This is a genomic window from Mucilaginibacter sp. CAU 1740 (assembly GCF_039839285.1).
Lineage (GTDB): Bacteria > Bacteroidota > Bacteroidia > Sphingobacteriales > Sphingobacteriaceae > Mucilaginibacter.
The window spans coordinates 328,940-355,000 of record NZ_JBDOQS010000003.1 but is presented as its reverse complement, the minus strand read 5'-3'; the positions used below and the strand labels follow the sequence as shown (position 1 = coordinate 355,000).

The window sequence follows — 26,061 nt, the reverse complement described above, 5'->3', positions numbered from 1 at the left end:
CGGGAGCATTGCCGGGTCGGGAACCACAAAATCAAAAAAAAATAAAGAAAAATTTTATAGGTCACAAAACCAGAAGGTTACTTTTTGGTTTGTGATTTTGAGCTTTCAGCGGCTCAACAATTGCCCTCGTTTAGGCGTATAACTAAGGGTTGACGCGCTTATTTTTCTTCAGATTTTTTTGGAAATTTCAGAAAGAAAAAAATTTAATTATGAAATAATTGCATTGCGGTTTTTTCAATGCTTACACAGGCGCATATACGGATTTTTCATCGAAAAAGTGAAATTGTTAATAAAAAGCGAAATGTTAAAAAAGTGAAAATTTAATTTTTTTATAAGCTTTTTTTGGCAATATTCGATGTTCCGTAGCAGGGCCAAAGTTTGTTTCGCTGGGGGTTGGAAATCAATATTTTACTTTTATCTATATGGAAAAAACTTGTACGAACGTTTGGAATAGCTGCCTTCAGATCATCAAAGACAACATACCGGCCCAGAGCTTTAAAACCTGGTTTGAGCCGATAAAAGCTTTGAGGATGGAGGGGAGCGTATTAACCATACAGGTGCCAAGTTTATTCTTTTACGAGTGGCTTGAAGAGCACTATGTAGGGTTACTGCGCAAAACAATTAAGAAACAATTGGGCGATGAAGGGCGTTTGGAATATAATATAGTTGTTGAGCAATCATCAACTAAACCATATACAACTAATATGCCTTCAAACGGAAATGGCGCTGATTCAAAACATCAGAGTATGCCGATACCTATTTCTATTAACAAGGACATTAAAAATCCATTTGTTATACCCGGCCTCAAAAAGTTGAACGTTGATCCGCAACTTAACCGTAACTACACCTTCGAAAATTTTGTTGAAGGCGATTGCAACCGTTTGGCCCGTTCGGCCGGATACGCGGTTGCTGCCAAACCGGGTGGTACTTCATTTAACCCGTTAATGATTTATGGTGGCGTAGGTTTGGGCAAAACCCACCTGGCACAGGCCATCGGTAACGAAATTAAACGCACCCTGCCCGATAAGCTGGTGCTGTATGTATCGTGCGAGAAATTTACACAGCAATTTGTTGATGCCCTGAAGCACAACAACATTAATGATTTCGTGAACTTTTACCAAGCCATTGATGTGTTGATCATGGATGATGTGCACAACTTTGCCGGTAAAGAGAAAACTCAGGATTTCTTCTTCCACATTTTTAACCACCTGCATCAATCAGGCAAACAGCTGATCATTACATCAGATAAAGCGCCTAAAGATCTGGCTGGTTTGGAAGAACGTTTGCTTTCAAGATTTAAATGGGGTCTATCTGCCGATCTGCAGATCCCTGACCTGGAAACCCGTATGGCCATCCTGAAAAACAAAATTTACCAGGACGGTATCGAACTATCAAACGATGTGGTTGAATACGTAGCCCACAACATTGATAACAACGTACGTGAGTTGGAAGGTGCCATGGTATCACTACTGGCACAATCAACCCTTAACCGTAAAGAGATAGACCTGAACCTGGCTAAACAAATGTTGAAAAACTTTGTGAAAAACTCATCTAAAGAAATTTCGATGGAGTACATCCAGAGCCTGGTTTGCGAGTACTTTGAAGTGCCAATCGAGATGGTTAAATCACAAACCCGCAAACGCGAAATTGTGCAGGCCCGTCAAATTTCAATGTACCTGGCCAAAGCGCACACTAAAAGTTCGCTTAAATCAATCGGTCACTTCTTCGGCGGCCGCGATCACTCTACCGTGATCTACGCTTGCCAAACAGTTGAGGATTTAATTGATACTGATAAGAAATTTAAAGGCTACGTTGCCGACATTCAGAAGAAATTGAAAATGAGCTAAGTTTTGCTCTGGGTTAAAAATTGTTAAAGGCCGGTTCATTGAATCGGCCTTTTTTGTTTAATAAGGTTTTAAATGTAACTTTAATAACTCCAATACATCTGAACCTTATATGAAAAAACTAAACCTGCTATTACTTTCATTCCTGTCTTTTTGCTTTTTTAATACCTATGCTCAATCTGTTTCGCTTGAAAAAGGGAAGGAGTTTGAAGTTGCCGTTCACGAAAAAGTTAACAATGCCGAACGCAACGAAGATAACCAATACGTTTTTGCTTTTAAGGTTACCGGAAAAAGCGATGGTAATACAATACTCGAAACCAAATTGGTACGTGTAATTATCAATTTTAAAAGCCCCAAATACCCATTGGCTAATTACCGGTTTAATACCGATAGCCTCCGTAATTTAACTTTTAGCAACTGGTCTGTTACGTTGCCTATGGTATTACTTCACCAGCCTTTAGGTATTACTGTAAATGCCAAAGGGGAGGTGTTGAATATAACCGGGATTGATGCTGTTTTAAAGCAGGCCGAAAAAAATATCGGATTTAATGAAAACGCGAATGATTTTTTAAAACACTTTGCTGAAGAGTTCCCGAAGAAAATATTGGAGCAGGTTTTTCCGGTATTACCTGCGCAAAGTATCGGCTACCAGAGCAGTTGGACCACTGGCAAGTTTAGTTATAAAGTGAATGCTATTAACGGACAATTGCTTTACCTGGCCATTAATAGTGCAAAGGAACCGGCGTTTATCGGTTCGGCCGTTTTTAACGAAGTGACTGGTTTGGCAGAAAAGCTGCAATATTCAACTGCTGTTCAAAATAGTAAGGTGAAAGCTGCTCTTCCTGAATACGCCTATCAGCAACAGGTAGCTTATGGGGCAAGGCAATATGGCATTGATACCGCGTGGATCAATATGGCTTTAGCAAGCGAAGGTTCGCTTTCTAATAAACTTGCTTTAAATAGCCCTGTCGATAGCTCGAAAGTATTGAAGTATTTTAGGGAGCGGGATGGCCTTTTTAAAAACGACCCTTATTATACCATGGCCAAGCTCACTAATTATCAACATATAGATAGAACCGGCAGCCTGAACTTTTACGATGGCTTATTAAATATTACGCCAAACTATCTTATCAAAAAAAGTGAGATCCACCTGGCCAACAAATTTTCGAACGGGCAGTTGGCCCCCGATTCTGCTTTGCAGATCTTGAAGTATTTGCATAAAACCAAAATGTTTGATGAGCAAATACACCTGTTCTTTGCGCAAAATTTTGTTGAGTTACAGGGAGCCGAACAAAGCGAACGCCGGGTAGAGATTAGAAATAATTCGATGAAGATTTTATTGTTAATGCATAATGAACAAAACCCACTGATGCATCAAAAAACAGACGCGCTTTACACCTGGGTAAATGCTTTAAACCATAAAAATGATGATGCCGTTTTGCTGGCAGCGGGTAAGCGGTTTTTAAATATGGGCGAAGCCGAAATAAAAGCCGGCAGTCACGGCGAGCGGTATGCATTAATGGTTTACAAAATGTTGGCAGAAACTACGCATACCTCGGAGGCTAACAAATTACTTGATCAAACTATTAATACTTTGGAGAAGCTTGCTAATGATACGCTCAATAAAGAAAGGTTGGCGCATAAAAATATTTTGACCTATGCCTATTATGTTAAATATCAAAATGCGCTGAAAACTGATTCGGTATTGGCATTTAGTTATCTGGCAAGGGCTGCCTATAATTCGCCAAAGCAAAACGAGCGAAAGGTTTGGAGTAGCTTTTACGATCATTTTTTTCTCAATTCAAAAGAAAACTATCGTACTGATTTTATCCGGGAGGTACTGAAAAACAAGGATAACAAAGCTCAGGCTTCTAAGTTATTAGCCGAGCAGTTAACCAATGATCCAACAACAATAGACGAGGTGCGTGATATTTACAAGGCGAATTATCCGGATCAGAACTTTGAGGTTTTTTTTAGAGAAAACGTAATTGAAAACTGGTTGCCCGCGCCCGATTTTGCGCTTACCGATATCAAGGATAATAAACATTCATTATCCGATTTTAAAAATAAATGGCTAATGCTTGATTTTTGGGGAACCTGGTGTAGTCCCTGCTGCGCCGAAATGCCCGAGCTTAACCGCTTTAACCAGGAACTGAAAGAGGATAAATTTAAAGGTGTGAAGTTTTTGAGTGTGGCCTGCTCTGATACTAAAAATAAAGTAAGCGCGTACCTGCAGCGAAATAACTTTGATATTACAGCTGCTATGGCCAATGGAGATATCGAAAAACAGTATGGTGTTACAGGTTATCCTTTCAAGGTTTTAATAGCCCCAAATGGTAAAATGATGAAACTGAAGTTTGGCGACGACTGGCATGCTATAGTTGAAAAGTTGAAAGACTTTTATCCTGCAAGTAACAACTAACCCCAAAAACGGCGTTGTTTAATATCTAACCTTAAATTATAATTACTGTAAACCTGTTTTTTAACGTTATGAAGTCTAAAATTCTGATCCTGTTGCTCGCTGTGGCAGTGCTACCATTGTTAACCTCTCTTAAGCGTTCAGATTACGAGGTTGTTGCCTTTTTCAAGCCCCTGGAAACACCTCGCAATACATATTCGTTAAATACTGATGAAGAAATATCCGAAACCAAGTTGATACTCGTAAAACAACAACTGCACGATGGAAAATATGTAGTTAAAATAACCAAGGTAGCTAAAGACCTGTACCGGGTAGATGGAAAAAAGATAGATGACAAAGAAATCTACATTCAAACTAAGTATTGCTACGAGCCTGCTTACGGGAAGGAAGTAATGTTGAAGATAGACGACAATTATAGCTTTTCGAAGGGAAGGCTAATATTTTAGTTAAGCGACATTAACTGCTTTGCTGGTGATGGCAAAGTTTGATGCTAATAAATATTCGCTAGGCAAATTAGTGATTGGCACCTATTGGTATTGATGTATTTGATTTATATTTAGATATGAAAAAACTGATCGCCGTCGCCTTGATCCTGCTATCGTTAAGATCCTTCGCTCAGCAAACCGAACAGGATGCCATTAAGCAAACTATCAATACCATGTTTACTGCCATGCGTAAAGGCGATAGCACCATGCTGCGTTCCACCTTTGCCAAGGGCATAGCTTTCCATAGCGTTGCAACTAAAAAAGATGGCTCAACCGCTTTAGAAATTGAAAACCCGGATGATTTTATAAAGCTGGTTGGCACGCCGCACAAAGGTGTGTACGATGAACGTGTAACCTTCGGCGATATTAAAATTGATGGCCCATTGGCCAGCGTTTGGGCACCGTATAAATTTTATTTGGATGACAAGTACAGCCACTGCGGGGTGGATGTTTTCCAACTGATGAAAACAGCGGAGGGCTGGAAGATCATTTATATTGTAGATACCAGGCGTAAGGATAATTGCTCAGAGTAATGCTTTTTAAAGCAAAACGTCATTGCGAGGTACGAAGCAATCGCGAACTATGCAGAGCGGCTCTGTAAGTCGGGGATTGCTTCGTACCTCGCAATGACGTTTTTTTATGATGTTTCCTTTACAACACCCCCAGCTTCATCATCCCATAAAATAACCCCGCGCAATGCATGGCTTGTGTTATTTTATTATCAAGCAGCAATTGCTTTACTTCTTCAATGGTGTATTCTTCAACAATCAACTCTTCATGCTCATCAAGGTGTTGGCCTTGTACCTTTTTACCGCCTTTGGTAAAGTAGGTGAACGTTTGGTTGTTGGCGGTTGAAGGGTTGCCGTACACGGTACAGATCAGTTCGAACTCATCAAACTGGTAGCCTGTCTCTTCCAATAATTCGCGACGGATGGCTGTTAACGCGTCTTCACCCGGATCAACAACGCCGCCCGGAATTTCGAGCGAGATCACGCCGGCGGCATGGCGGTACTGTTTTACCATTAACACCTTGTTATCTTCGGTGATGGCTACGGCGTTAACCCAGCTCGAATATTCTAATACATAATAATCTTCAACTATTTTACCACTGGGCATTTCGCATTTATCAATGCGTAGGGTAGCCCAGGGGCCTTTGTGTATGTATGATGATGATAGTAGTTTCCAGGTGAGGTCTTTATTCATAGTTTTCTTTAAGGAACTGATAGATAGTATCGCGTTTATTGATGTTTTCGAACGAGGTCCGGTGATGCCTTTTCTCCAGGCGGTTAAATATAGAGATGATCTTTTGTAAACCGATTAATGTTTCATCGTTAACAACGAATGGCTCATAATACATATAGAGTAATTGCGCCAGGGCGTCCAGTTTTTCGGGCGAATAGTTTCGGTCGTCAAGCAAAAGCTCGAAATCGTCGGTGCTTAGTTCAAGCAAGGCCGGAAGGTTAATATCGTATTCCTCCTGAAGCATTTGATCAGCATACTGATCAAATGCTTCAGGGTTTGTGGCGTTTTTGAAGCCTGCAAGCCTGGTGATGGAATAGACGATCTTTTCGATCTCTCTTAATATAAAGTCTTTTTGCATAAAGCTTGACTTAGGTTAAATAATGGATCAAGGTTACCAGCTGCCACTGCTTCCGCCGCCACCGCCACTTCCGCCGCCAAAGCCGCCGAAACCACCTCCGCCACCACTATCGCCGCCTCCAGAGAAGCCACCCCAATCGCTGCCTCCGCGGCTACTGCCGCCAAGCATATTACCGGCCATAAACCACCAGAATGGGCTTGCGCCACCACGACGACCGATGATCTGTCCGCCGCCACCGCCGCCTCTCCTGCGAAATACCAGGGCAAGTATTACCACCACTATGATGAGTATGATAAAACCCGATGCGCCGCCATTGCCTTGTTTGCTGGGCTTCTTTTCGGCCTTGTACTCACCCTTCATGGCTTTCATGATGTTGGTGGTACCGGCATCAAGTCCGCCGTAGTAATCGCCTTGTTTAAAGTGGGGCTTAAAATCGTTTTGTATTATTTGCTGGGTAAGTATATCCGGAACAGCGCCTTCGGCACCATATCCGGTTTGGATAGATACCTTGCGGTCGCCCACTGCAACCAGTACCAGGATACCGTTGTTTTTATCTTTTTGGCCAATGCCCCATTTGCGCAATAGTTGCTGGGCGTAGTCATTAATATCGTAGTCACCTGTCGATTTCATGATCACCACCGCTATTTGCGTAGAGGTAGAATCGTTATAAGCCACCAACTTACTTTCCAGTTGTAGTTTATTATCAGGGCTTAGCGTGTTGGTATAATCGGTAACCAGGGTATTTGATCGTTGGGGGAAATCCTGGGCAAATGCCAGCAAGGTGCATAGCACCAATCCCAAAGAAAATATGATCTTTTTAAACATGTTTTTCATTTTTTAATCGCCATCCATAAAAGCGATATCATCGGGCAGTTCGTTTTGGTCGCCATCCTGGTGCGGGAAATATTTTTGCAGCTGTTCACCGGCAATTTTGAGGCCGGTAATAATGCCTTCAACAATATCGCCGTACTTAAAATGCTGCAGCATCTCGTCGCGGGTGCTATCCCAAAAGTTTTCGGGTACAACGGCATTAATGCCAGCATCGCCTATAATGGCAAATTTCCTGTCGACCGTAGCCACATATATCAGCACGCCATGACGCAGCCTGGTTTTGTGCATATTAAGCTGCTGGAAATATTTGGCAGCACGATCAAGCACTTCCTCGCTGCAACGCTTTTCGATGCACACCCTGATCTCGCCCGATGAGCGGCTTTCGGCCTGCTCAATGCCCTGGCGAATGCGCTGCTGTTCATCTTCGTTAAATACAGCCATTTTTTTAGTTAGTGAATTATTGAATTAGTGATTTGGTGAATTGAATGCTTTTAGTGAGAGATCGAATTAGCTTATTGTATAGTTTTATAATTCACTAATTCAATCCATCACTAATTCACTAATTGAACTCCACCTTAGGCGCTTTGTCTGCACCCGGCTCGGCAGTGAAGTATCCTTTTTCGGAAAAACCGAACATTTTAGCTGTTAAATTGGCAGGGAACGAGCGGATCTTGCTGTTGTATTCCTGTACGGCATCGTTAAAATCTTTGCGCGATACATTGATCCTGTTTTCAGTACCTTCCAGCTGAACCTGTAAGTTTTGGAAGTTGGAATTCGATTTCAGATCAGGATAGTTTTCTGTGATTGAGATCAATTTTCCTAAAGCTGTTGACAGTTCGCCTTGTGAAGCCTGGAACGCTTTGATCGATTCGGGAGTAAGCTTGGTTGGATCAACCTGTACTGAGGTTGCTTTGGCACGCGCCTCAACTACAGCGGCTAATGTACCTTTTTCAAAATTGGCAGCACCTTTTACTGTGTTTACCAGGTTAGGGATCAAATCGCTGCGGCGTTGATAGTCGCTTTGTACTGCGCCCCATTTTGCTTTAACGGTTTCATCAAGCTTAACCATGCTGTTGTAGCTGCACGAACTTAATGACATGGCCGCTACTATAACTAAGATTACAGAAAGTAACTTTTTCATTTGTTTTTCTTTGTTTTTGTGATGTTTGAGGATTAGAGTGCAAATTGCATACCGTTGTTACAAAACGGCTGTTTAGATGCCAACGTGTCAAGGTACGGAATTTTAGGGAGATGTGGGATTTGAGACGTTAGATATGAGACTTTTTGACTTTTATAAAAGCAGAAAGCCCCATATGGGGCTGTAGCTTTGCAGGTGATCAGTAAAAACTCCCGGATGGGCAGGATAGCATTATCCTGCCAGGCAATGCTCTTCGCGGATGGTAAGTTTGGCCACCATATCTTTTAATAAAGTACGGGCGCGGTGCAGAGTGGTGCGCGATAATAATTCGCTCATGCCTAATGATGAACCTATTTCCTGGTGCGAATAACCCTCGATAGCGTACATATTAAATACCGAGCGATAGGTTTTTGGTAGTTTTTGTACGAGTTTCATCAAGTCTTTAGCTTCAAGGCCGTTATCGTTGTAGGCTTTGCTAACCGGCATGGCCGAGGCTTCTTCGCCCGCAAAATCGTCAACCAAAACCATCGGTTTTAATTTACGATAACGGGAGATAGCGCAATGTACCATAATACGGCGAATCCATCCTTCCAAACTACCTTCGCCGCGGTAGTTGTTCATGTTGCGGAACATTTTGATAAAACCTTCCTGTAATATATCTTGTGCTTCGTCTTTATCGGTAGCGTAGCGCATGCAAACTGCAAGCATGCGGGGGGCTAATAGCCTGTATAATTGCTCCTGGCACTTTCTGTCGTTTTGCAGGCATCCATCCCAAATTGTGTGTAAGCGTTCGTCGGCGGTAGTCATGTTTTTAATTATTTAAATACATGATGTGCATGCCAATCTCAGTGCCATTTTGTAAGTTGTTGATTTTTAGATAGATAATTTTTAATAACTTTTAAAACTGTTCGATACCGTACGGTCATTGTGCAATGGCGGACGGTTTTTATGGATTTGGTGAACAGTAGTAGATAACACTGGAGGGCTTTCGTTAGAGAGATTCGATCACTGCCCCTTTGTATTTTCTATTAAGGCTCAATTATAAGCATTAGCTGTTTTTGTATGAGTTTCTTTTCATTAGTTTTATCTAATGTTTAATTGGTTCAAAAGAAAAAGGTATATCCACCAGGATTGGGATTTTGGAGATATTTCAGATTGGGATGTGGTTCAAAATCCCGACTCTCTCCAATATGTTAATAAGGATGGCACGCGGGTGATATACTTCTCGTTACTCAAAGTTAGTGGCGATGGCGTTTTGTCAACAGATTCAATCGGTGCAAAGCCAACAATATTGAAAACCGACGATGGTTGGCAGTTAAAAGGGGTTAAGAAATTGAAAAATCAAATACTTGTATGCGTTATTTCGGTAGGTAAACAAGATGATGATATAGAATGGGCAAAGACATTTTTCGATTCTATTAAGCCCCGTTAACGATCAAACCGCAACGCTATTCTGGCTTTTGGGAGCGGGATAGATTTTTTTACCTTTGTACCATCCGGGATAAAAACCCGGCCAACAATCATGACAAAAGAAACTGAGATAGTTTGCCAACCCGGCCAGCACGAAGACGAAGCCATTTTAAAACAACTGGCGGCTTCGGCCTTAAACATCGCCCTAAAAAATATAACCTCCCTTAAAATATTAAAACGCTCGATTGATGCCCGCGGCCGCAAAGTACTGTACCGCATGCAGGTGCGCGTGTTTTTGCAGGAGGCTTATCAACCCGAAGTATTTACCGTTAACTATCCCAACGTACAATTTGGCCGACCGGTAATTATTGTAGGCGCTGGTCCGGCGGGTTTATTTGCCGCTTTGCAATGCATTGAATTAGGTTTAAAGCCTGTAGTGATTGAGCGAGGCAAAGACGTGAAACAACGCCGCCGTGACCTGGCCAATATCAATAAGCAAGGCTTAGTTAACCCCGAATCAAATTATTGTTTTGGCGAGGGCGGGGCAGGCACTTATTCGGATGGTAAGCTTTACACCCGATCTACCAAACGTGGTGATGTGAACCAGGTGCTTAAAATGTTTGTAGCGCACGGTGCCGATGAAGACATATTGATTGATGCCCGGCCGCATATAGGTACCAACAAACTGCCGCAGATCATCACCGCCATGCGCGAAACTGTGCTGAACGCAGGTGGCGAGATCCTTTTTGATACCAAAGTAACCGAACTACTGGTTGAGTTTGGAAAGATAAAAGGCGTAAAAATAGCATCGGGCGAAAAGATGACAGCCGAAGCCGTGATCCTGGCCACAGGCCACTCGGCAAGGGATGTGTTCGAGATGCTGCACAGGCAAAATATCCTGATAGAGGCTAAACCATTCGCGCTTGGTGTAAGGATAGAGCATCCGCAGGAAATTATTGACCGGGTGCAATATCATTGTGATGTTCGCGACCCTTATCTGCCACCATCATATTATAGCCTTGTTGAACAGGTGGATGATCGTGGAGTATTCTCATTTTGCATGTGCCCAGGCGGTATCATTGCCCCCTGTGCCACCGAACCGGACGAGATCGTAGTAAACGGTTGGAGTCCATCAAAACGTAATAACCCTTTTGCTAATTCGGGTACCGTTGTGCAGATCAACATGGAAGATATCCCGGGTAGTGATACCGATCCGTTTAAAATGCTCAATTTTCAGCGGGAGATAGAGCGCGCCGCGTTCGTGGCCGGAGGTGGTAACCTTGTTGCACCCGGACAGCGAATGGTTGATTTTGTGCAGAATAGATTATCGAATGATCTGCCGGTTAACTCTTACCTGCCCGGTACTAAAAGTATCGAGCTAAAAAATGTATTGCCTCAACGGGTTAATGAACGCCTGCGTAAAGCGCTACCTGTATTCGGAAAAAAAATGAAAGGGTATTATACCAACGAGGCTATTTTGGTTGGTGTTGAATCGCGTACTTCATCGCCGGTAAAGGTTCCGCGCGACAGGGAAACTTTGCAGCATCCGCAAGTTACCGGCTTATTCCCTTGCGGAGAAGGAGCAGGTTATGCGGGCGGAATCATCTCGGCAGCGATAGATGGCATTAATTGTGCGGTAGCAGCTAAAAAAATATTATCATGACCATATCCGAAAAACTATATAACCAGCTACAGGAAATTTTAAGCGGCGAGCCATGGTATGGCCCCTCGGTTTACAGCATTATTGATGGGATAAGCTTTGAGGCAGCGTACGAAAAACCGGCAGGCTCAATTCATAATATAGCAGGCATCATCCTGCACATGACTGGCTGGGCCGAAGAGGTAATGGACCGCATGAATGGCATGAACGCCCAACTCCCCGTACGCGGCGACTGGCCCGAACCCGGCTTGCCCGACGAACAAAAATGGAAATGGGTTGTTGAAGATATTAAACTGGTTAACGTGAACCTGGCAGGTTTTATCCAAAATTTCCCCGAAGAAAAATGGGCTGAAACTGTTGAAGGCAAGGAGCCTGCCGAAACTTACGAATACCAGTTAAGCGGATTGATACAGCACCATATTTATCATTCTGCGCAGATCGCTTTATTAAACAGGATGATCAATGGCTAATAAGAAAACACTCATATTAGGGGCTACGCCAGATACCAGCAGGTACGCCAATTTTGCTGCCAACAAGCTTGTGGGATATGGCCACACCATTGTAAACGTTGGTATTAAAACCGGCGAGGTAGCGGGTGTACCTATTGAAAAGCCTGAAACCATCCATCATGATATTGATACCATAACCCTGTATGTTGGCCCGCAAAACCAGCCGCCGTTGTACGATTATATTTTGAATACGCATCCAAAGCGGATCATCTTTAATCCAGGTACGGAGAATACTGAATTGAGGCGCAAGGCTAACGAGCAAGGCATTGAAACGGAGTATGCCTGTACGTTGGTGATGCTTTCGGTAGGGGAGTATTGAAATAATTGCTTTCAATTACCATGTATTTGTGCTATTTTAAAGCAAACTTAAACTTGAAATGCACAAGCCATTAATCTTGCTATTGGTGCCATTATTACTGATAAGTTGCAGTAATAGCAGCAAGCCGCACACAGATCCATTTTATACTGATAAGAGTGATTTTGATATGTCGCGGGTTCCTCTTGTCAAGCCCTACCTGGTTATTAACATCCCCCCTTCAAATAACTGGATCATTCAAACTGAAGATACTGATACAAGCTTTTGCATGGGAACCATCCCTGGAACAAAATATATAAATCTTGTAGACTCGGCAATTTTTGCATATAGTAAAAACACCATAATTGATGGTCAGGCAGCAAAGGAAGGTTGGTTTGTAGTTGTTCCTCAGAAACATATATTAAGAGGGTTTAAAACCAGAAAAGAGTATTTAAATTATTTAGATACGATCAAGCTTAAAGATCCAAAAATGTACAGAATAGAGGAGGTGTTTCACTATTTTGTTGATAACGATGCGCTCGATTGGAAAAAGCTTAACCGCCTTTATTAAAGTTTGTGGTTAGTGCGAGTCCTAAAGTTGTATTTCTCGTTTTCTCCCTTAAAAATTAACAATTAGTCCCCCTTTTATAGCTTTATAAAATCTCATTTTTGGTTAACCAATTCTACCTGAAATGAGATGTTTAAAAACCATATTGCTTCTATTATTCCTGTTCCCGCTCTGTGCGTACTCGCAAAGAAAGATAGTCTTCCGGCAACATATACCAACCGATTCGATCGGGTTGAGTGATCCCTTCGTGCTGGCTGATGCTAAAACAAAACTTTACTACATGACAGGCACCGGAGGCCTGCTCTGGAAAAGCAAAGATCTAAAATATTGGGATGGCCCATATGAAGTAGCCCAGCCAGATCCAAATTCATGGATGGGGCCGCATCCAATGATCTGGGCAGCAGAAATTCATCCCTATAAAGACAAATATTATTATTTCGCTACGTTTACCAACCGCAAGCTTAAGATAGCATTGCCAGGTAGAGATTCGTTAGAGCGACGCGCCTGCCACGTTCTGGTAAGCGATAACCCGGATGGGCCTTTTGTGCCGATGGCTGATAGCACTTATTTGCCTGCTAATAAATCAACACTCGATGCTACTTTTTGGATAGAGGATGATAAACCATACATGATCTATTGCCACGAGTGGGTGCAAAACCAAAATGGAACAGTTGAAAAAATAGAAATGAAACCCGATTTGAGCGGTACCGTTGGACAGGGCAAAATTCTGTTTAGGGCAAGTGATGCGCCGTGGAGCCGGGAGAATACTAAAGATGGCAGCATACAACCCAACAAGGTAACAGATGGCCCATACGTTTTTCGTACAAACACGGGGCGCTTAGGAATGATCTGGACAAGCTGGATCTATGATGTATATACCCAAGGCGTAGCCTATTCAAAAAGCGGAACGTTAGATGGTCCCTGGGTGCAGGAAGCAAAACCTATAACATCGCCCAACTTTGGTCATGGCATGATCTTTAAAACTTTTGATGGTAAAACCATCATGAGCCTCCATAGTCATAAGGATATTAACGGCCGTTATCATAGGGTGCCGCATTTTTTCGAGATAGATTTGTCGGGAGATAAGCTGGTTGTAGGGAAGCAATTGGCGCAATGAAGAACGCCTAAAAAGCAAAAACGTCATTGCTGGGAACTAAGCAATGACGTTTTATTTTATAACAACGGTGTTTTTAATAACCAGGGTTTTCCAGAAATTTAGCTTAAAACTTACTCCGCGTCGCCATTATTAAAAGCCTGCATATCTATCAGTTTACGGTAAAGGCCGTTATTTTGCAGCAGTTCCATATGCGAGCCGCGTTCAACAACCCGGCCGTTTTCCAATACAATAATAATATCGGCATTTTGAATGGTGCTTAAGCGGTGGGCGATGATAAGCGATGTGCGATTTTTCATCAGATTGTTCAAAGCCTCCTGCACCAATTTTTCAGATTCTGTATCCAGCGCTGAGGTAGCTTCATCCAATAACATGATAGGTGGATTGTTCAATACGGCGCGGGCAATACAAATACGCTGGCGCTGACCTCCCGATAGTTTGGTACCACGGTCGCCTGTGTTGGTTTGGTATCCGCCAGGTGTTTCCATAATAAAGTTATGGGCATTAGCTATACGCGCCGCAGCCTCAACTTCGGCCTGGGTTACATCGGTTTTACCAAAGGCTATGTTGTTAAAAATGGTATCGTTAAACAGTATTGATTCCTGGTTTACAATGCCCATTAATGAGCGTAAAGAGTTTGATGTTACATCTTTAATGTCGTGCCCATCTATAGAGATCACACCTTGCTGCGGTTCAATAAACCTCGGTAGCAGGTCCATAAGGGTTGATTTACCACCACCAGATGGGCCAACCAGGGCCACGGTTTTGCCTTTAGGTATCTCAAGGTCAAGATCATGCAGTACGTATTTTTCAACCAGCGGTACATCTTTATTATCTTTACCATCTTTGGTATCCGGCTTTATAGTGTAGGCGAATGATACATTTTCAAATTTGATCTTATCATCAAAACCCTTAAGTTCGGTAGCGTTTGGCTTATCAACGATTAGCGGTTTCTCGTCAATTAAACTTAATACACGCTCGCCTGCTGCAATACCCGAGTGGATGTTGCTAAACGAATCGGAAATAGCTTTAGCCGGCCGCATAACCTGCGAGAACAAGGCAATGTAACCAACAAAGGCTGCCGCTGTTAATGAACTTTGATGACTTAAAATAAGTGAGCCGCCGTATAATACAATACAAGCCACCATCAACACACCCATAAATTCTGATACAGGCGATGCCAATTGCTGGCGACGTGCCATAGCTCTGGTAATGTTTGAATAGTTTACGTTTTCATCATCAAAACGTTTTTTGATAAAGCCTGTGGCGTTAAATGCCTTAACTATTTTAATGCCGGATAAAGCTTCATCCAAATAGCTGATCATGTTGCTATATGATTTTTGCGAGGCGATGGCTTGTTCCTTCAGCTTCTTTACGATCCTTGAAATAATAAAGGCCGAAACCGGGATAACCAACATCGAGAACAGGGTAAGTTTATACGAGATCCAGAACAGTGTTACCAGGTAGGCAACAAGCTGTAAAGGTTCTTTAAATACTACCTGGAGCGTTCCGGTAACCGAAAATTGTACCACCTGTACATCCGCAGATATTTTGGCTATGATATCGCCTTTGCGTTCATTGCTAAAATAACCGGTGTGCAGGTCCATTACATTATTAAATACTGTTTTGCGTAGGTTTAGCAAGGTATGGATGCGCAGGTTTTCCATTATTCTTTGCGCCAGGTACCTGAAAATATTACTTAGCAGTACCGAGGTCACAATAATTGCGCACACAAATTTCAGCGCGCCGTTTTGTCCGTAAGTTTGATTGGCTAATGCTGCGTAATAATCAAAATTAGCTTTCAAATCTAAAAAATGCTCTGGTTTTACCACTTGTGCAACTGCCGCTTTTTGATCGAACAGTGTTGAAAGTAAAGGCGCAAGCAGTGCAAGGTTAAGCGTGCTGAATATTACTGTAAATATGGTGCAAATGGCGTACGGAACTGCAAACTTGCCAAGCGGGCGTGCAAATGATAGTAGCCTGAAATAGATCTTCATTAATTAATTTTATAAACGTGCAAAGCTAATAGTAATTAGCTAATTATTTGGGCAAAATATAACCGCGCTACCGGCTACCTGATCATGCGCCTGTAATGAATAACAGTGCTCTGAAAAAAACTGTTTACTTTTGCTCTAACTTATAATGCGTACGCTTTCGCGTACTCGGCATATCAACGTAAAAAGGATGGATAATAATATATCGTTACTGGTTGGGTTAAAAAATAATATTGATTACAGCAAGCATTTTTATACCACCACCCGGTCGCTTTATCCTGATATCGAAATTGTTTTTGTAAGTTATGGTAGTACAGATGGTACACATCAATGGCTGGATGGTTTAAATGATAGCAACGTTAAATACCATTATTCGGCCGATACCAAAACTTTTTCTGATACTTATAATAAATGTATTGAGATAGCCACAAAGCCATACGTGGCCTTGTTGCACAATGATGTGGTGCTTGCCCCCGGCTTTGTTGAAAGCCTGCAGCAAAGCGTATCCCCACAAAATATAACCAAGTTTACTACTGTTGAGCCGCCGGTTTTTGCTGATGATGAAAGGCCTGGTAAAATAGTAAAGGATTTTGGTGCAGATATAGCTGATTTTAATATCGAGGGGTTTTATAGTTTCGCCTCGGCTATTCAAAATGAAAAGCGGCCGGATGCCGAAAATAACGCCACTACATTTTTTTTTAGCATACTAAGGCAAACGCTGGTTGATATTGGTGGGTTCGACCCTTTATTTAACCCGATGTTTTGTGAAGATGATGATATGATCATAAGGTTGGGGCTTTTAGGTTTAAAGGGCTATGTTACTGTCAACGCGCTTTGCTATCACTTTGTAAGTAAAACCTCAAGGTTCTCGGCCGAATACCAGGACCGTACACGCCAAATTGAACGTAACTCAAACCGTAACTTTTTCCGGAAATGGGGTTTTAGCAATTCATCGCCGGTAAGGCTTAAATATAATATTGGGTTGGTAGTTAAAAACGGTAACGACGCGCTGCTTGAAAAGGTTGAGCCACTTTGCAATACTGTTTACATCGACGGTGATTTTAACGGGTATATCGAAACAGAGCAGCAAAACACAGCCTTTAATTTAACCGACAGAATAAAAGGATACCAGGAAAAAAAGGAAAATGATATCCTTGTTTATTTAGATGGCGCTAAATTCAACGACCGCTCGTTAGGTAATTTAGAAAACCTGGCAGCTGTGATCACCGATAAGGTAAACAAGGGGCCGGGTATTATATATAAGTTATTAGGGCTGAAGCGTACCTGGTATAAAAAAAATATCTTCAGGATAAAGGTTTTAAATTTCGCTACGTATCAAAATCAGCTCATTAAAAGGAAATAATGTTTTATAGCTACTATAAAAATAAGGTAAGTATATCTTACGGCATAACGGTTTGTAATGAACATGAGGAGTTAAATGATTTGCTTACGCAATTGTTTAAGTATATCGATAAAAACGACGAGGTAATTATACTACAGGATATTACCAAAGATGACGCGAAAACCAATGCTGTAATTGAAAAGTATAAAGAGCGTGTAAAGCATGTAAAGGCAACGCTTAATAATGATTTTGCAACTTTTAAAAATAACCTGATACAAAATGCGACATGCGACTATCTGTTTCAGATAGATGCCGATGAGTTGCCACTTAGATCGCTCCTTAAACGGATTAAAAAACGCCTATATCAAAAAAGTGATTATGATTGTTTTTTGGTACCGAGGGTTAATATAGTTAATGGGCTTACCGAAGCGCATATAAAAAAGTGGAACTGGACTGTTGATAAATTTAATCGTGTAAATTTTCCGGATTATCAAACAAGGATACTTAAATTGAACGGGCGTATTAAATGGCAATTCAAAGTACATGAAACGCTTTGTGGGTTTGAAAAAAGCCGCAATTTGCCACAAAGAAACCAGAATTATTGCCTGATGCATATCAAAAATATTAAACGCCAGGAAGTTCAGAACGACTTCTACGATACTTTACAACCCTGACCAATAATGATCTTTTAGTGAAAAAAATAGCTTTTATCGTTCAGCGGTATGGGGTTGAGGTAAACGGCGGGGCCGAGTATCATTGCCGTATGTTAGCCGAGAAATTAAGTAGTAGTTTTGATGTTAGCGTACTTACTTCATGTGCTAAAGATTATGTAACATGGGCCAATGAGTTTACTCCGGGTACAAGCGTTGTGAACGGGATTGAAGTGGTACGCTTTCCGGTTGAGCATCCACTAAATTTAGACCGTCTTAAACTTGCTGATCGGAAATTGCGCATAAGAAAGCCCAAGCCTCATCAAAAGCTCCTTAAGTTTTTAGGGCAGCTGGAAAACTTTGAAAAGCTAACAGGGGTAAAATCGCGTGTTGAAAACGAAATGGCCTGGATCAAAGAGCAGGGCCCATACCTGCCTCAACTCATTAGTTTTTTAAAAGCCAATGAACATAATTATGACGCGTTTATATTTTTCACCTATTTGTATTATCCAACGGTGGTAGGTATATCGGTTGCACCTCAAAAGTCGATACTGATACCAACCGCTCATGACGAAACCCCGATATATTTTGAATTGTACAAGGAGTTTTTTCGTAAACCTAAAGCTATCCTTTACAATACGGAAAGTGAAAAGCGATTTGTTAACACTCTTTTTGCTAACAGTGATATTTATTCTGATGTTGTAGGTATAGGGATCGATATTCCGGTATTAACACCAAACAGCAATGCCGATGAGTTGCTAAAACAGGCAGGCGATTATATTATTTATATAGGCCGGATAGAAGTAGCCAAGGCATGCGATGAGCTTGTGCAAAATTTTATAAATTATAAAACGGTCACAAACAATAATATTAAGCTTGTTTTTGTCGGCAGGGCATTTATGCCGCTTACGCAACATCCATCAATAATTTATGCCGGTTTTGTTGATGAAGATGTTAAGTTTAATTTGCTTAAACATGCCCGGGCATTGGTGATCCCGTCTTTATTCGAAAGTCTTTCGTTGGTAACGCTCGAAAGCATGGCTTGTGGTATCACGGTAATAGCAAATCAAAAATGCGAGGTTATTAAAGAGCATATTGATAAAAGCGGAGCAGGCTTTTTATACACCGACACCGAATCTTTTAAGGGCACCATCGAAAAAGTGTTCAGCGCCGATACGGATATCGACGCCTTAAGCGCCAAAGCAAAAGCTTACGTAGCCGAAAACTACACCTGGAAAAAAGTACTAAATAAGTTTGATGCCGCTATTAACTATGTAACAGATCACTTTTCGTCAAGCACTTCCTGATATAGGCTTAAGTACTGCCTTGCGGTATCATCCCAATTGAATTTTTCGGCGTGAGCTTTGATCTTTTCAACGGGGTTGGTTTCACGATAATGCTGTATACCTTCATCAAATACCTTCTGCATTTCGGTCCCGTCAAAGTCCGAAAAGTAGTAGGCGCAATCACCTGCAATTTCGGGTAGTGATGTGCGGGTTGAAACAAAAACCGGTTTTCCATAATGCATCGCTTCTATTACGGGCAGTCCAAAACCTTCGGCTATTGAAGGAAATACGAAAGCCTCACAGTTTTTATAATACCAGGCTTTATCGTTATCACTAATGGTGCCTATTATTTTCACCCTGTTTTCAACACCATATTTTTTTGCTTCGGCCATCACCTCTTTTTCATACGGGGTTTTTATACCTGCTATAACAAGTTCAAAGTCATTATTTGCCAAAATAGCGGGCAAAACATGAAAGTTCTTTTTCGCAGAAACTATCCCGATGGTAAACAGGAAAGGCTTGCCCGGTTTGTAAGCCGGTTCATGGCCCTCGGGCAGGTGCAGTTTATCAGCACCATTGTAAATCACCGTTAATTTACAGGCCACCTGCGGAAAGTAGGTTAAAATATCATTGGCGGCAAATTGTGAAATAGTCACTATCCTGTGGCATTTGTTGATCCGCTCGGCCAGTTTTTGTAAATGGTGATTTAGTTTTTCTTCGCCAATGTTTTCATGTATCTGGTTTATATCATGAATGGTCATGATCTTTTTATACTTGTCGCTTACTTTTTTGGGTTTTAGCCGCGCAAATTGGTCGGTGAAATGAAATAGCTTAATGTTTTTTGTGTTGAGGAAAAAAAGCCTGTGATATTTTTTGCGATATGAGCGCTTTACATCATCATCATTAAAATCGGTTGTAACATCGGATAAAAAGAAGTTTAGATCGAAGGTTTTATTTTCTTTGATCAGTGCTTTCCCCAGGCTTCTACCAAAGTAAAATAAACCAGTATTAGGGTATTGCATCGAATCGAAGGTTATGAGTACATGTGGTTTCTTCAAAGCCATGTGTTAATTTTTTCTGCCACCATTAACGGTGTAATTGTATCTAAATTGTTTGTGCCGCTTTCTAAGTAAGCAGCTTTCGGGCCAATTGGCCCCCATCTGCCCGGGTGTATGGGCCGTAGTGAGGGAAACAGTCCAAGTGTGTTTATCCCGGTAAGGGCGGCTACATGTAGCGGACCGGTGCCCGATGCGATCAACCCATCTGCCTTGCTTATAAAAGCTATCAATTGGTTCAAGGTCATCTTCCCGGTCATGTCAATTACCGTTTCCGGAAGATCGCTTATCCAGTTTTCAAGTAACGCTTTTTCTTTGTCCGAACCGGTAATGATAACGTTGAATTTATCCGTAGGTAGTTTACTTATCAGTTCCTTAAAATTGTTCAACCCCCATTCCATACCGCTGCCGTGCGATTTGGGATGAATGATAAGGTTAAATTTATCTGTAGCAAGCGTCGCCGTTAAATGAGGCGTTAACTCCGTTATATTACCAAAATCATTTTTTGCAATGATATCCTGCAACGAAGGAACCTGCGTAAGGCCTAAAGGTTTTAATAATATAAGATTAAGCTGGGCCTCGTGCAGATCGGATTTTTTGCGGCTTAGTTTGACCAGTTTATTGCAGGTGTACCAATGAAATACGCGGTTAGTAGTACCTATGCGAAGCGCGATACCAGCCTGCCGTGCTATTTGGGCTATATGCTTATTAGGGAGCACATGTATAATAGCATCGATCTGTTGTTGTTTAAGATAATTTACCTGTTCAGGTTCAGATAGCTTTTTTAACTCATCATAATTAATAAACTCATCTACCGAAGCGATAGTGTTAATTACCGGTTGTGTATAAGTACGCCCTAAAAACGAGACCTTAGCATTGGGAAGCAATTGCTTAATATAAGCCGCCATTGGCAACGTAAGTACAACATCGCCAATAGCATCCACTCTGCTAATTACTATATGGGGCGTTTTTATCTGGTAGATATCGGGCATTTCTTTTAATAATTACGCAACGCCTTGATAAAACGCTACACACATTTTTGCAATGATAAGATTAAATCTGTTTAACACTTAACGTAACGTGGTATGTTTTATTGAATTTGATATTTAATTGTCAATGTATTGTTTTATTTGATTGATATTATTGAATTAACACTGCGTAAAATTGGCTTGCAGTTTAAGTGTTTTTGAAGTATTGTCAATATTTGTAACTATAACCCTTTTTTAATGTAAACACAGCTTGATAACGTAATAGAGCATTTATGATATAATTGATAAATTTGAACGATATATCATTTCGCTTTTGAACCCGCATCCAAATACTACCGGCCACTTAAATTTTCGCTCAATTGCCCGTGCATTAACATTGGTTGAAAATGAGCTTAAGGGCAGCGATGAGTTATTGAAAAACCTTCAGTTTGCAGTTCCCTGTTCTGTTATAGGTATAACCGGGCCACCGGGGGCTGGTAAAAGCACCCTTGTTAACTCGCTTATCGATGAGTTTTTGGCCGATGGTAAAAAAGTAGCTGTGCTGGCTGTTGATCCAACTTCGCCTTTTAATTTCGGCTCTTTGCTGGGCGATAGGATCAGGATGTCCCGGCATTTTAATCACCCGGATGTTTTTATCAGGTCGTTGGCAACGCGCGGTTCGTTGGGAGGGCTTTCGGCTAAAACTATCGAAATGACAGATGTGCTGCGCTCGGCAGGGTTTGATCATGTACTGATAGAAACCGTTGGGGTAGGTCAAAGCGAGGTTGAAATAGCGGGTATTGCAGATATTACGATGGTGGTATTGGTGCCCGAGGCCGGAGATGAGATCCAGCACATCAAATCGGGGCTGATGGAAATTGCCGACCTGTTTGTAGTTAATAAGGCTGATAGGGAAGGCGCTGATACTTTTTTCAATAATCTTAAAAAGATGGTTGAAGGTAAGAGTGACACGCCGCCGCCGGTTTTAAAAGCCATCGCATCGCAAAACGAAGGAATAAAAGAAATTGCCGACCTGCTGAAACACCCGGTAGTAACCAAAAATGACAGGCAAAATTTGCTGATGACCGAAAAAGCATACAGGCTTATTCAGCAAAAAATGATGAAAAGTATCGACAAAAAAAAGCTTCGGCAGGATATTACCGAAGCTTTGTATAGTGAAAATTTTAACCTGTATAGTTTTGTAGATACCTATGTATAGTTATTTGATTAGTTTTATGTAAACAGGGAGGGGAAACTAATCATTTTGTTTATGTATAATTAATATAGGTATTAGCTGTTCATGATCTCTTCAATATGATCGGCCTCAACCGGGATACTGCCCATCAAATCAATATTACCGTTTGCTGTGATCAGGATATTGTTTTCCAGACGGATACCCAAGCCTTCTTTCGGAATGTAAATTCCTGGTTCGCAGGTAAGTATGTTTCCCGTTTCAAATGGTTTATACCTGCTGGCGTAATCATGTACGTCGAGGCCCAGGTGGTGCGAAGTGCCATGCATGAAGTATTTTTTATACAATGGCGCGTTTTTATCCTGTTTTTCAACGTCGTGTTTATCCAGTAAGCCCAAGCCAATCAGTTCGCTGGTCATGATCTTGCCAACTTCATCATGATATTCATTCCAAACGGTGCCATTAACCAATAGTTTAGTGGCCTCGCGCATTACATTCAAAACAGCGTTGTAAACCTGGCGCTGGCGGGTGCTGAAACGGCCATTAATCGGGATAGAACGTGTCATATCCGCATTGTAATTGCCATATTCGGCACCAAAATCAAGCAGTATCACATCGCCATCTTTACACTCCTGGTTGTTATCGTTATAGTGTAAGCAGATAGCGTTTTTACCAGATGCTATAATAGGGTTATATGCATGGCCTGTAGCGCGTTGGCGTATAAATTCGTGAATAATTTCGGCTTCTATTTCGTATTCGGTTACACCGGGTTTGGTAAATTTCAGAACTCGTTTAAAGGCATCATTGGTAATATCGCAGGCCTTTTGAGTAAGCTCAATTTCAATCTCGGATTTTACCACACGCAAATCGCGCAGGATAGGCGCCGAGCGGGTATAATTATGCAGCGGGTATTTTAATTTAAGAGTCTCGTACATACGGTAATCCCTGTACGGAACGGTGTGCACATAGCGGTCGTTTTCGTTGGTGTTAATGTATATGTTTTCGGCGTAGTTAATAATGCTGTGCAGTACGGCATCGTACTCGGTAAGCCAAAAAATGTTTTCGATGCCCGATGCTTCGCGAGCTTCCTCTTTAGTGTACTTGTGTCCTTCCCAAATAGCGATGTGCTCGTTGGTTTGTCTTAAAAAAAGTACTTCTTTGTATGCTTTATTAGGACAATCGGGGTACAAAATCAGGATACTTTGCTCCTGATCGACGCCTGTTAAATAAAAAAAATCGGAGTTCTGTTTAAACATAAACGCCTGATCACCACTGCGTGGGAACTCATCTGCGGCATGAAAAATGGCGATAGAGTTGGGTTTTGTTCTTGAAACGAAATTTTTTCTATTATTTGTAAATAAGCTATTTTTTATTGGAAGATATTTCATATTTTATAGTCGATTATTTTATCAAACCATTTTTTTTTTGTTATTTGTGTAACTATTACAAGTTTTGGAACAATGTTTGGTCATGGTTTCAAACATAATTACTAATTTTGAAAAAAATCACAATTAAAATCGTTTAATCTTAAAAACTATGAATTATTCTACATTAAAGAAAACAGTCGCATTGTCTTTTGCTTCTTTGATGGTTGCCGGTTTAGCTCAGGCTCAAACCGATTCAACCAAAACGACGGCAACTACAACGTCATCTGAAACCACTACAGCCAAAGTATTTGGCGGTTTAGGTCAGTACAGGAAATTTAGCATTGGTGTTAACGGTGGTGTTACTTCACAATCATTAGCTACCGGTGGTTCAACCGATTTCCAAAACAAAAAACTTAGCCTTGGTTACGGTATTTCGTTTAAAGAGCAGTTAGCTCACTCATTCGCTTTACAGTTAGACCTGAACGGCGGTAAAATTAAAGGTGAAAACCCTGTATCTGCAGCTGGTACTTACCGTGATACTTATGTTAGCTACGATACCAAATTTTGGCAAGCAAGCTTAAGCGCGGTTGTTAACGTTGCTACTATAGATTTCATCCGTCGCAAAAACGCTGTTAACTTCTACTTCAAAGCAGGTGGTGGTTTAGCGATCTATGATCCAACAATCTCTCGTAATGATGGTGCTGGTAACACTTTTAACGGTCACTTCAAAAACGATGGTACAAGCGGTACTCACTACGTAAAAGAATTGGTTATCCCTGTTGGTGCTGGTGTTAAATTCCGTTTAAGCGACGTTGTTGCTTTAGACTTGGGTTACACTCAAAACTATGTTGACGGTGACAACCTTGACGGTTTCAAAAGAGCATACCCAACTAAAGATCACTACTCATACGGTTACGCTGGTTTAGACTTCACTTTAGGTTCAAAATCAAAACCAGTATTGGAGTGGGTAAACCCGGTTGCTATGATGTATGACGAACTGTATGATGCAGCTTTACGTCAAGAAGTTGAAGCTTTGAAAGGCCGTGTTGCTAACGTTGAAACTGCCGTTAACGACCTGAAAAAAGATTCTGACGGTGACGGTGTTGCTGATCAGTTTGACAAATGCCCAGGTACTGCTGCAGGTAGCGTAGTTGATGGTTCTGGTTGCGTTATCGTATTCCCTGAGCCTAAAGTTGACTCTACTAAAGTAGGTACTGCTTACTCAAACATCCAGTTTGAATTTGATAGCTCAGTATTACGTACTTCATCTTACCCAGTGTTAGATGCTACTTCTGCTGACTTACGTTCATCAGGTGCTGGTATCGAAGTTGACGGTTTCGCTTCATCTGAAGGTACTGCTGCTCACAACTTATCATTATCTAAAGACCGTGCTAACTCAGTAAAAACTTACTTAGTTAACTCTGGTGTTGATGCTAAAAAAGTGAAAGTAAAAGGTTACGGTGAAACTAACCCAATTGCTGACAACTCAACTGAAGAAGGTCGCGTACTTAACCGTCGTGTACAATTCAAAAAGAAATAATATCCGATTAAATATTATTGCGAAGGCTCCGGATAACCCGGAGCCTTCTTTGTTTTTATAGGTTTTCATTTTGAAACCCATACCTTATATATAGGTACAGTTTTAGGGCGCAGAAAAAATATGTAAGTTTGTGTAATGTATTTTTTCAGAAAAAAAGACCCCAACAGGCCCGATAGTTTTAATTTGAGGGTGATGCATTTTATTAATGCCCTGGCCATTATCATGTTTTTGGCTGGCATTATCTGGAAGCTGGTACAGACATTTATACTTAAAAAATGAAAACAATAATCAATACCAACAATGCACCTGCCCCAATAGGGCCATACAACCAGGCTACCCTTGCCGGCGGATTTTTATTTGTATCGGGCCAGATCCCGATGGACCCGCTAAGCGGCGAGATCATTAGCAGTGATATTAAGGCCGAAGCTACCCAGGTAATGGAAAACCTTAAAGCTATTTTAACCGAAGCTGGTTTAACATTTGATAACATTGTAAAAACCAGCATCTTTTTAACCGATATGCAAAATTTTGCGCAGGTTAACGAAGTGTACGGAACCTATTTTACTGCCGATTTCCCTGCCCGCGAAACTGTACAGGTTGCCGGTTTGCCAAGAGGGGTAAACGTGGAGATCTCGGTTATTGCGGTTAAGTAATATTTTTTGATTTCGGACTTCGGATGTTCGATTTTGGATATTGTCTGAACTCGAATTTGTTGAATTAGGGAATTTGTAGAATTTGCGCTGCATGAAGTAGTGCCTAAGTTTATAAATTCGAGTTCAGAAAATCTGCGAAAT

The 26,061-nt window shown here is 41.4% G+C and carries 27 protein-coding genes; 17 read left to right on the top strand and 10 right to left on the bottom strand.

The features are described from left to right. Positions 1-422 precede the first annotated feature (422 nt). The 4 genes from dnaA to AAFN85_RS09045 all read left to right on the top strand — a co-directional run bounded on the left by dnaA (position 423) and on the right by AAFN85_RS09045 (position 5,281). Positions 423-1,847, top strand: a complete 1,425-nt coding sequence (dnaA, locus tag AAFN85_RS09060; RefSeq protein ID WP_347526837.1) for a chromosomal replication initiator protein DnaA — start codon at positions 423-425, stop codon at positions 1,845-1,847. A gap of 109 nt (positions 1,848-1,956) precedes the next feature. Next, on the top strand, positions 1,957-4,266 hold the full coding sequence (locus AAFN85_RS09055; RefSeq protein ID WP_347526835.1) for a DUF6263 family protein: 2,310 nt from the start codon (positions 1,957-1,959) through the stop codon (positions 4,264-4,266). A 68-nt stretch (positions 4,267-4,334) separates the two neighbouring features. Continuing rightward, complete coding sequence (locus AAFN85_RS09050; protein ID WP_347526834.1) at positions 4,335-4,709, top strand: hypothetical protein; 375 nt, start codon at positions 4,335-4,337, stop codon at positions 4,707-4,709. 116 nt (positions 4,710-4,825) lie between these two features. Continuing rightward, positions 4,826-5,281 (top strand): nuclear transport factor 2 family protein, encoded by a 456-nt coding sequence (locus AAFN85_RS09045; RefSeq protein WP_347526833.1) that lies wholly within the window; start codon positions 4,826-4,828, stop codon positions 5,279-5,281. 118 nt (positions 5,282-5,399) lie between these two features. Here AAFN85_RS09045 and AAFN85_RS09040 read toward each other — a convergent pair whose 3' ends face one another. The 6 genes from AAFN85_RS09040 to AAFN85_RS09015 all read right to left on the bottom strand — a co-directional run bounded on the left by AAFN85_RS09040 (position 5,400) and on the right by AAFN85_RS09015 (position 9,124). Next, positions 5,400-5,951, bottom strand: a complete 552-nt coding sequence (locus tag AAFN85_RS09040; RefSeq protein WP_347526832.1) for an NUDIX hydrolase — start codon at positions 5,949-5,951, stop codon at positions 5,400-5,402. Further along, the gene (locus AAFN85_RS09035) at positions 5,944-6,348 is read right to left on the bottom strand and encodes a hypothetical protein (protein ID WP_347526831.1); all 405 of its coding nucleotides are present in this window, start codon (positions 6,346-6,348) and stop codon (positions 5,944-5,946) included. The genes AAFN85_RS09040 and AAFN85_RS09035 overlap by 8 nt, the downstream gene beginning before the upstream one ends. 33 nt (positions 6,349-6,381) lie before the next feature. Then, positions 6,382-7,182, bottom strand: a complete 801-nt coding sequence (locus AAFN85_RS09030) for a TPM domain-containing protein (protein WP_347526830.1) — start codon at positions 7,180-7,182, stop codon at positions 6,382-6,384. Between the two features lie 3 nt (positions 7,183-7,185). Beyond that, positions 7,186-7,620 (bottom strand): TPM domain-containing protein, encoded by a 435-nt coding sequence (locus AAFN85_RS09025; RefSeq protein ID WP_347526829.1) that lies wholly within the window; start codon positions 7,618-7,620, stop codon positions 7,186-7,188. 118 nt (positions 7,621-7,738) lie between these two features. Beyond that, the gene (locus AAFN85_RS09020) at positions 7,739-8,320 is read right to left on the bottom strand and encodes a LemA family protein (RefSeq protein ID WP_347526827.1); all 582 of its coding nucleotides are present in this window, start codon (positions 8,318-8,320) and stop codon (positions 7,739-7,741) included. 228 nt (positions 8,321-8,548) lie between these two features. Next, positions 8,549-9,124 carry a sigma-70 family RNA polymerase sigma factor gene (locus AAFN85_RS09015; RefSeq protein WP_347526825.1) on the bottom strand — a complete coding sequence of 192 codons (576 nt, stop codon included), beginning with the start codon at positions 9,122-9,124 and terminating at the stop codon, positions 8,549-8,551. Between the two features lie 283 nt (positions 9,125-9,407). On the opposite strand from AAFN85_RS09015, the gene AAFN85_RS09010 reads away from it, so the two are divergent. The 6 genes from AAFN85_RS09010 (at position 9,408) to AAFN85_RS08985 (ending at position 13,876) form a co-directional block, all read left to right on the top strand. Continuing rightward, positions 9,408-9,749 carry a hypothetical protein gene (locus AAFN85_RS09010; RefSeq protein WP_347526824.1) on the top strand — a complete coding sequence of 114 codons (342 nt, stop codon included), beginning with the start codon at positions 9,408-9,410 and terminating at the stop codon, positions 9,747-9,749. A gap of 90 nt (positions 9,750-9,839) precedes the next feature. Further along, positions 9,840-11,390 carry an FAD-dependent oxidoreductase gene (locus tag AAFN85_RS09005; protein WP_347526822.1) on the top strand — a complete coding sequence of 517 codons (1,551 nt, stop codon included), beginning with the start codon at positions 9,840-9,842 and terminating at the stop codon, positions 11,388-11,390. After that, positions 11,387-11,857 (top strand): DinB family protein, encoded by a 471-nt coding sequence (locus AAFN85_RS09000; RefSeq protein ID WP_347526821.1) that lies wholly within the window; start codon positions 11,387-11,389, stop codon positions 11,855-11,857. Before AAFN85_RS09005 ends, AAFN85_RS09000 begins: the two co-directional genes overlap by 4 nt. Continuing rightward, entirely contained in the window at positions 11,850-12,215 is a 366-nt protein-coding gene (locus AAFN85_RS08995) for a CoA-binding protein (RefSeq protein WP_347526820.1), read from the top strand. Before AAFN85_RS09000 ends, AAFN85_RS08995 begins: the two co-directional genes overlap by 8 nt. An 85-nt stretch (positions 12,216-12,300) precedes the next feature. Further along, positions 12,301-12,762, top strand: coding sequence for a hypothetical protein (locus AAFN85_RS08990; protein ID WP_347526819.1), 462 nt, complete (start codon positions 12,301-12,303; stop codon positions 12,760-12,762). A gap of 121 nt (positions 12,763-12,883) precedes the next feature. After that, positions 12,884-13,876 carry a glycoside hydrolase family 43 protein gene (locus AAFN85_RS08985; RefSeq protein WP_347526818.1) on the top strand — a complete coding sequence of 331 codons (993 nt, stop codon included), beginning with the start codon at positions 12,884-12,886 and terminating at the stop codon, positions 13,874-13,876. 110 nt (positions 13,877-13,986) lie between these two features. Here AAFN85_RS08985 and AAFN85_RS08980 read toward each other — a convergent pair whose 3' ends face one another. Continuing rightward, positions 13,987-15,870 carry an ABC transporter ATP-binding protein gene (locus AAFN85_RS08980; protein ID WP_347526817.1) on the bottom strand — a complete coding sequence of 628 codons (1,884 nt, stop codon included), beginning with the start codon at positions 15,868-15,870 and terminating at the stop codon, positions 13,987-13,989. Between the two features lie 187 nt (positions 15,871-16,057). Here AAFN85_RS08980 and AAFN85_RS08975 point away from each other — a divergent pair, with 187 nt between their 5' ends. Genes AAFN85_RS08975 through AAFN85_RS08965 form a run of 3 tightly spaced genes read left to right on the top strand, consistent with a single transcriptional unit; the run spans position 16,058 to position 19,166 of the window. Next, positions 16,058-17,230, top strand: coding sequence for a glycosyltransferase (locus AAFN85_RS08975; RefSeq protein WP_347526816.1), 1,173 nt, complete (start codon positions 16,058-16,060; stop codon positions 17,228-17,230). Beyond that, on the top strand, positions 17,230-17,883 hold the full coding sequence (locus AAFN85_RS08970) for a glycosyltransferase (RefSeq protein WP_347526815.1): 654 nt from the start codon (positions 17,230-17,232) through the stop codon (positions 17,881-17,883). The genes AAFN85_RS08975 and AAFN85_RS08970 overlap by 1 nt, the downstream gene beginning before the upstream one ends. A 17-nt stretch (positions 17,884-17,900) precedes the next feature. Next, positions 17,901-19,166 (top strand): glycosyltransferase family 4 protein, encoded by a 1,266-nt coding sequence (locus AAFN85_RS08965; RefSeq protein WP_347526814.1) that lies wholly within the window; start codon positions 17,901-17,903, stop codon positions 19,164-19,166. Here the strand turns inward: AAFN85_RS08965 and AAFN85_RS08960 are convergent. Beyond that, entirely contained in the window at positions 19,142-20,209 is a 1,068-nt protein-coding gene (locus AAFN85_RS08960; protein WP_347526813.1) for a glycosyltransferase family 1 protein, read from the bottom strand. The two genes, AAFN85_RS08965 and AAFN85_RS08960, sit on opposite strands and share 25 nt — an antisense overlap. Then, positions 20,200-21,192 (bottom strand): glycosyltransferase family 9 protein, encoded by a 993-nt coding sequence (locus AAFN85_RS08955; RefSeq protein ID WP_347526812.1) that lies wholly within the window; start codon positions 21,190-21,192, stop codon positions 20,200-20,202. The genes AAFN85_RS08960 and AAFN85_RS08955 overlap by 10 nt, the downstream gene beginning before the upstream one ends. Positions 21,193-21,502: 310 nt before the next feature. Between AAFN85_RS08955 and meaB the strand changes: the two genes are divergently transcribed. Beyond that, positions 21,503-22,387 carry a methylmalonyl Co-A mutase-associated GTPase MeaB gene (gene meaB, locus AAFN85_RS08950; protein WP_347526811.1) on the top strand — a complete coding sequence of 295 codons (885 nt, stop codon included), beginning with the start codon at positions 21,503-21,505 and terminating at the stop codon, positions 22,385-22,387. Positions 22,388-22,458: 71 nt separating this feature from the next. Here meaB and AAFN85_RS08945 read toward each other — a convergent pair whose 3' ends face one another. After that, positions 22,459-23,748, bottom strand: a complete 1,290-nt coding sequence (locus tag AAFN85_RS08945) for an aminopeptidase P N-terminal domain-containing protein (RefSeq protein WP_347526810.1) — start codon at positions 23,746-23,748, stop codon at positions 22,459-22,461. 148 nt (positions 23,749-23,896) lie between these two features. On the opposite strand from AAFN85_RS08945, the gene AAFN85_RS08940 reads away from it, so the two are divergent. From AAFN85_RS08940 to AAFN85_RS08930, 3 genes are all read left to right on the top strand, one after another. After that, positions 23,897-25,267 carry an OmpA family protein gene (locus AAFN85_RS08940; protein ID WP_347526809.1) on the top strand — a complete coding sequence of 457 codons (1,371 nt, stop codon included), beginning with the start codon at positions 23,897-23,899 and terminating at the stop codon, positions 25,265-25,267. Positions 25,268-25,402: 135 nt separating this feature from the next. Then, positions 25,403-25,546: a DUF6728 family protein gene (locus AAFN85_RS08935; protein ID WP_347526808.1), complete on the top strand. Its 144-nt coding sequence runs from the start codon at positions 25,403-25,405 to the stop codon at positions 25,544-25,546. Then, the gene (locus AAFN85_RS08930; protein ID WP_347526807.1) at positions 25,543-25,920 is read left to right on the top strand and encodes a RidA family protein; all 378 of its coding nucleotides are present in this window, start codon (positions 25,543-25,545) and stop codon (positions 25,918-25,920) included. Before AAFN85_RS08935 ends, AAFN85_RS08930 begins: the two co-directional genes overlap by 4 nt. Positions 25,921-26,061: the final 141 nt, after the last annotated feature.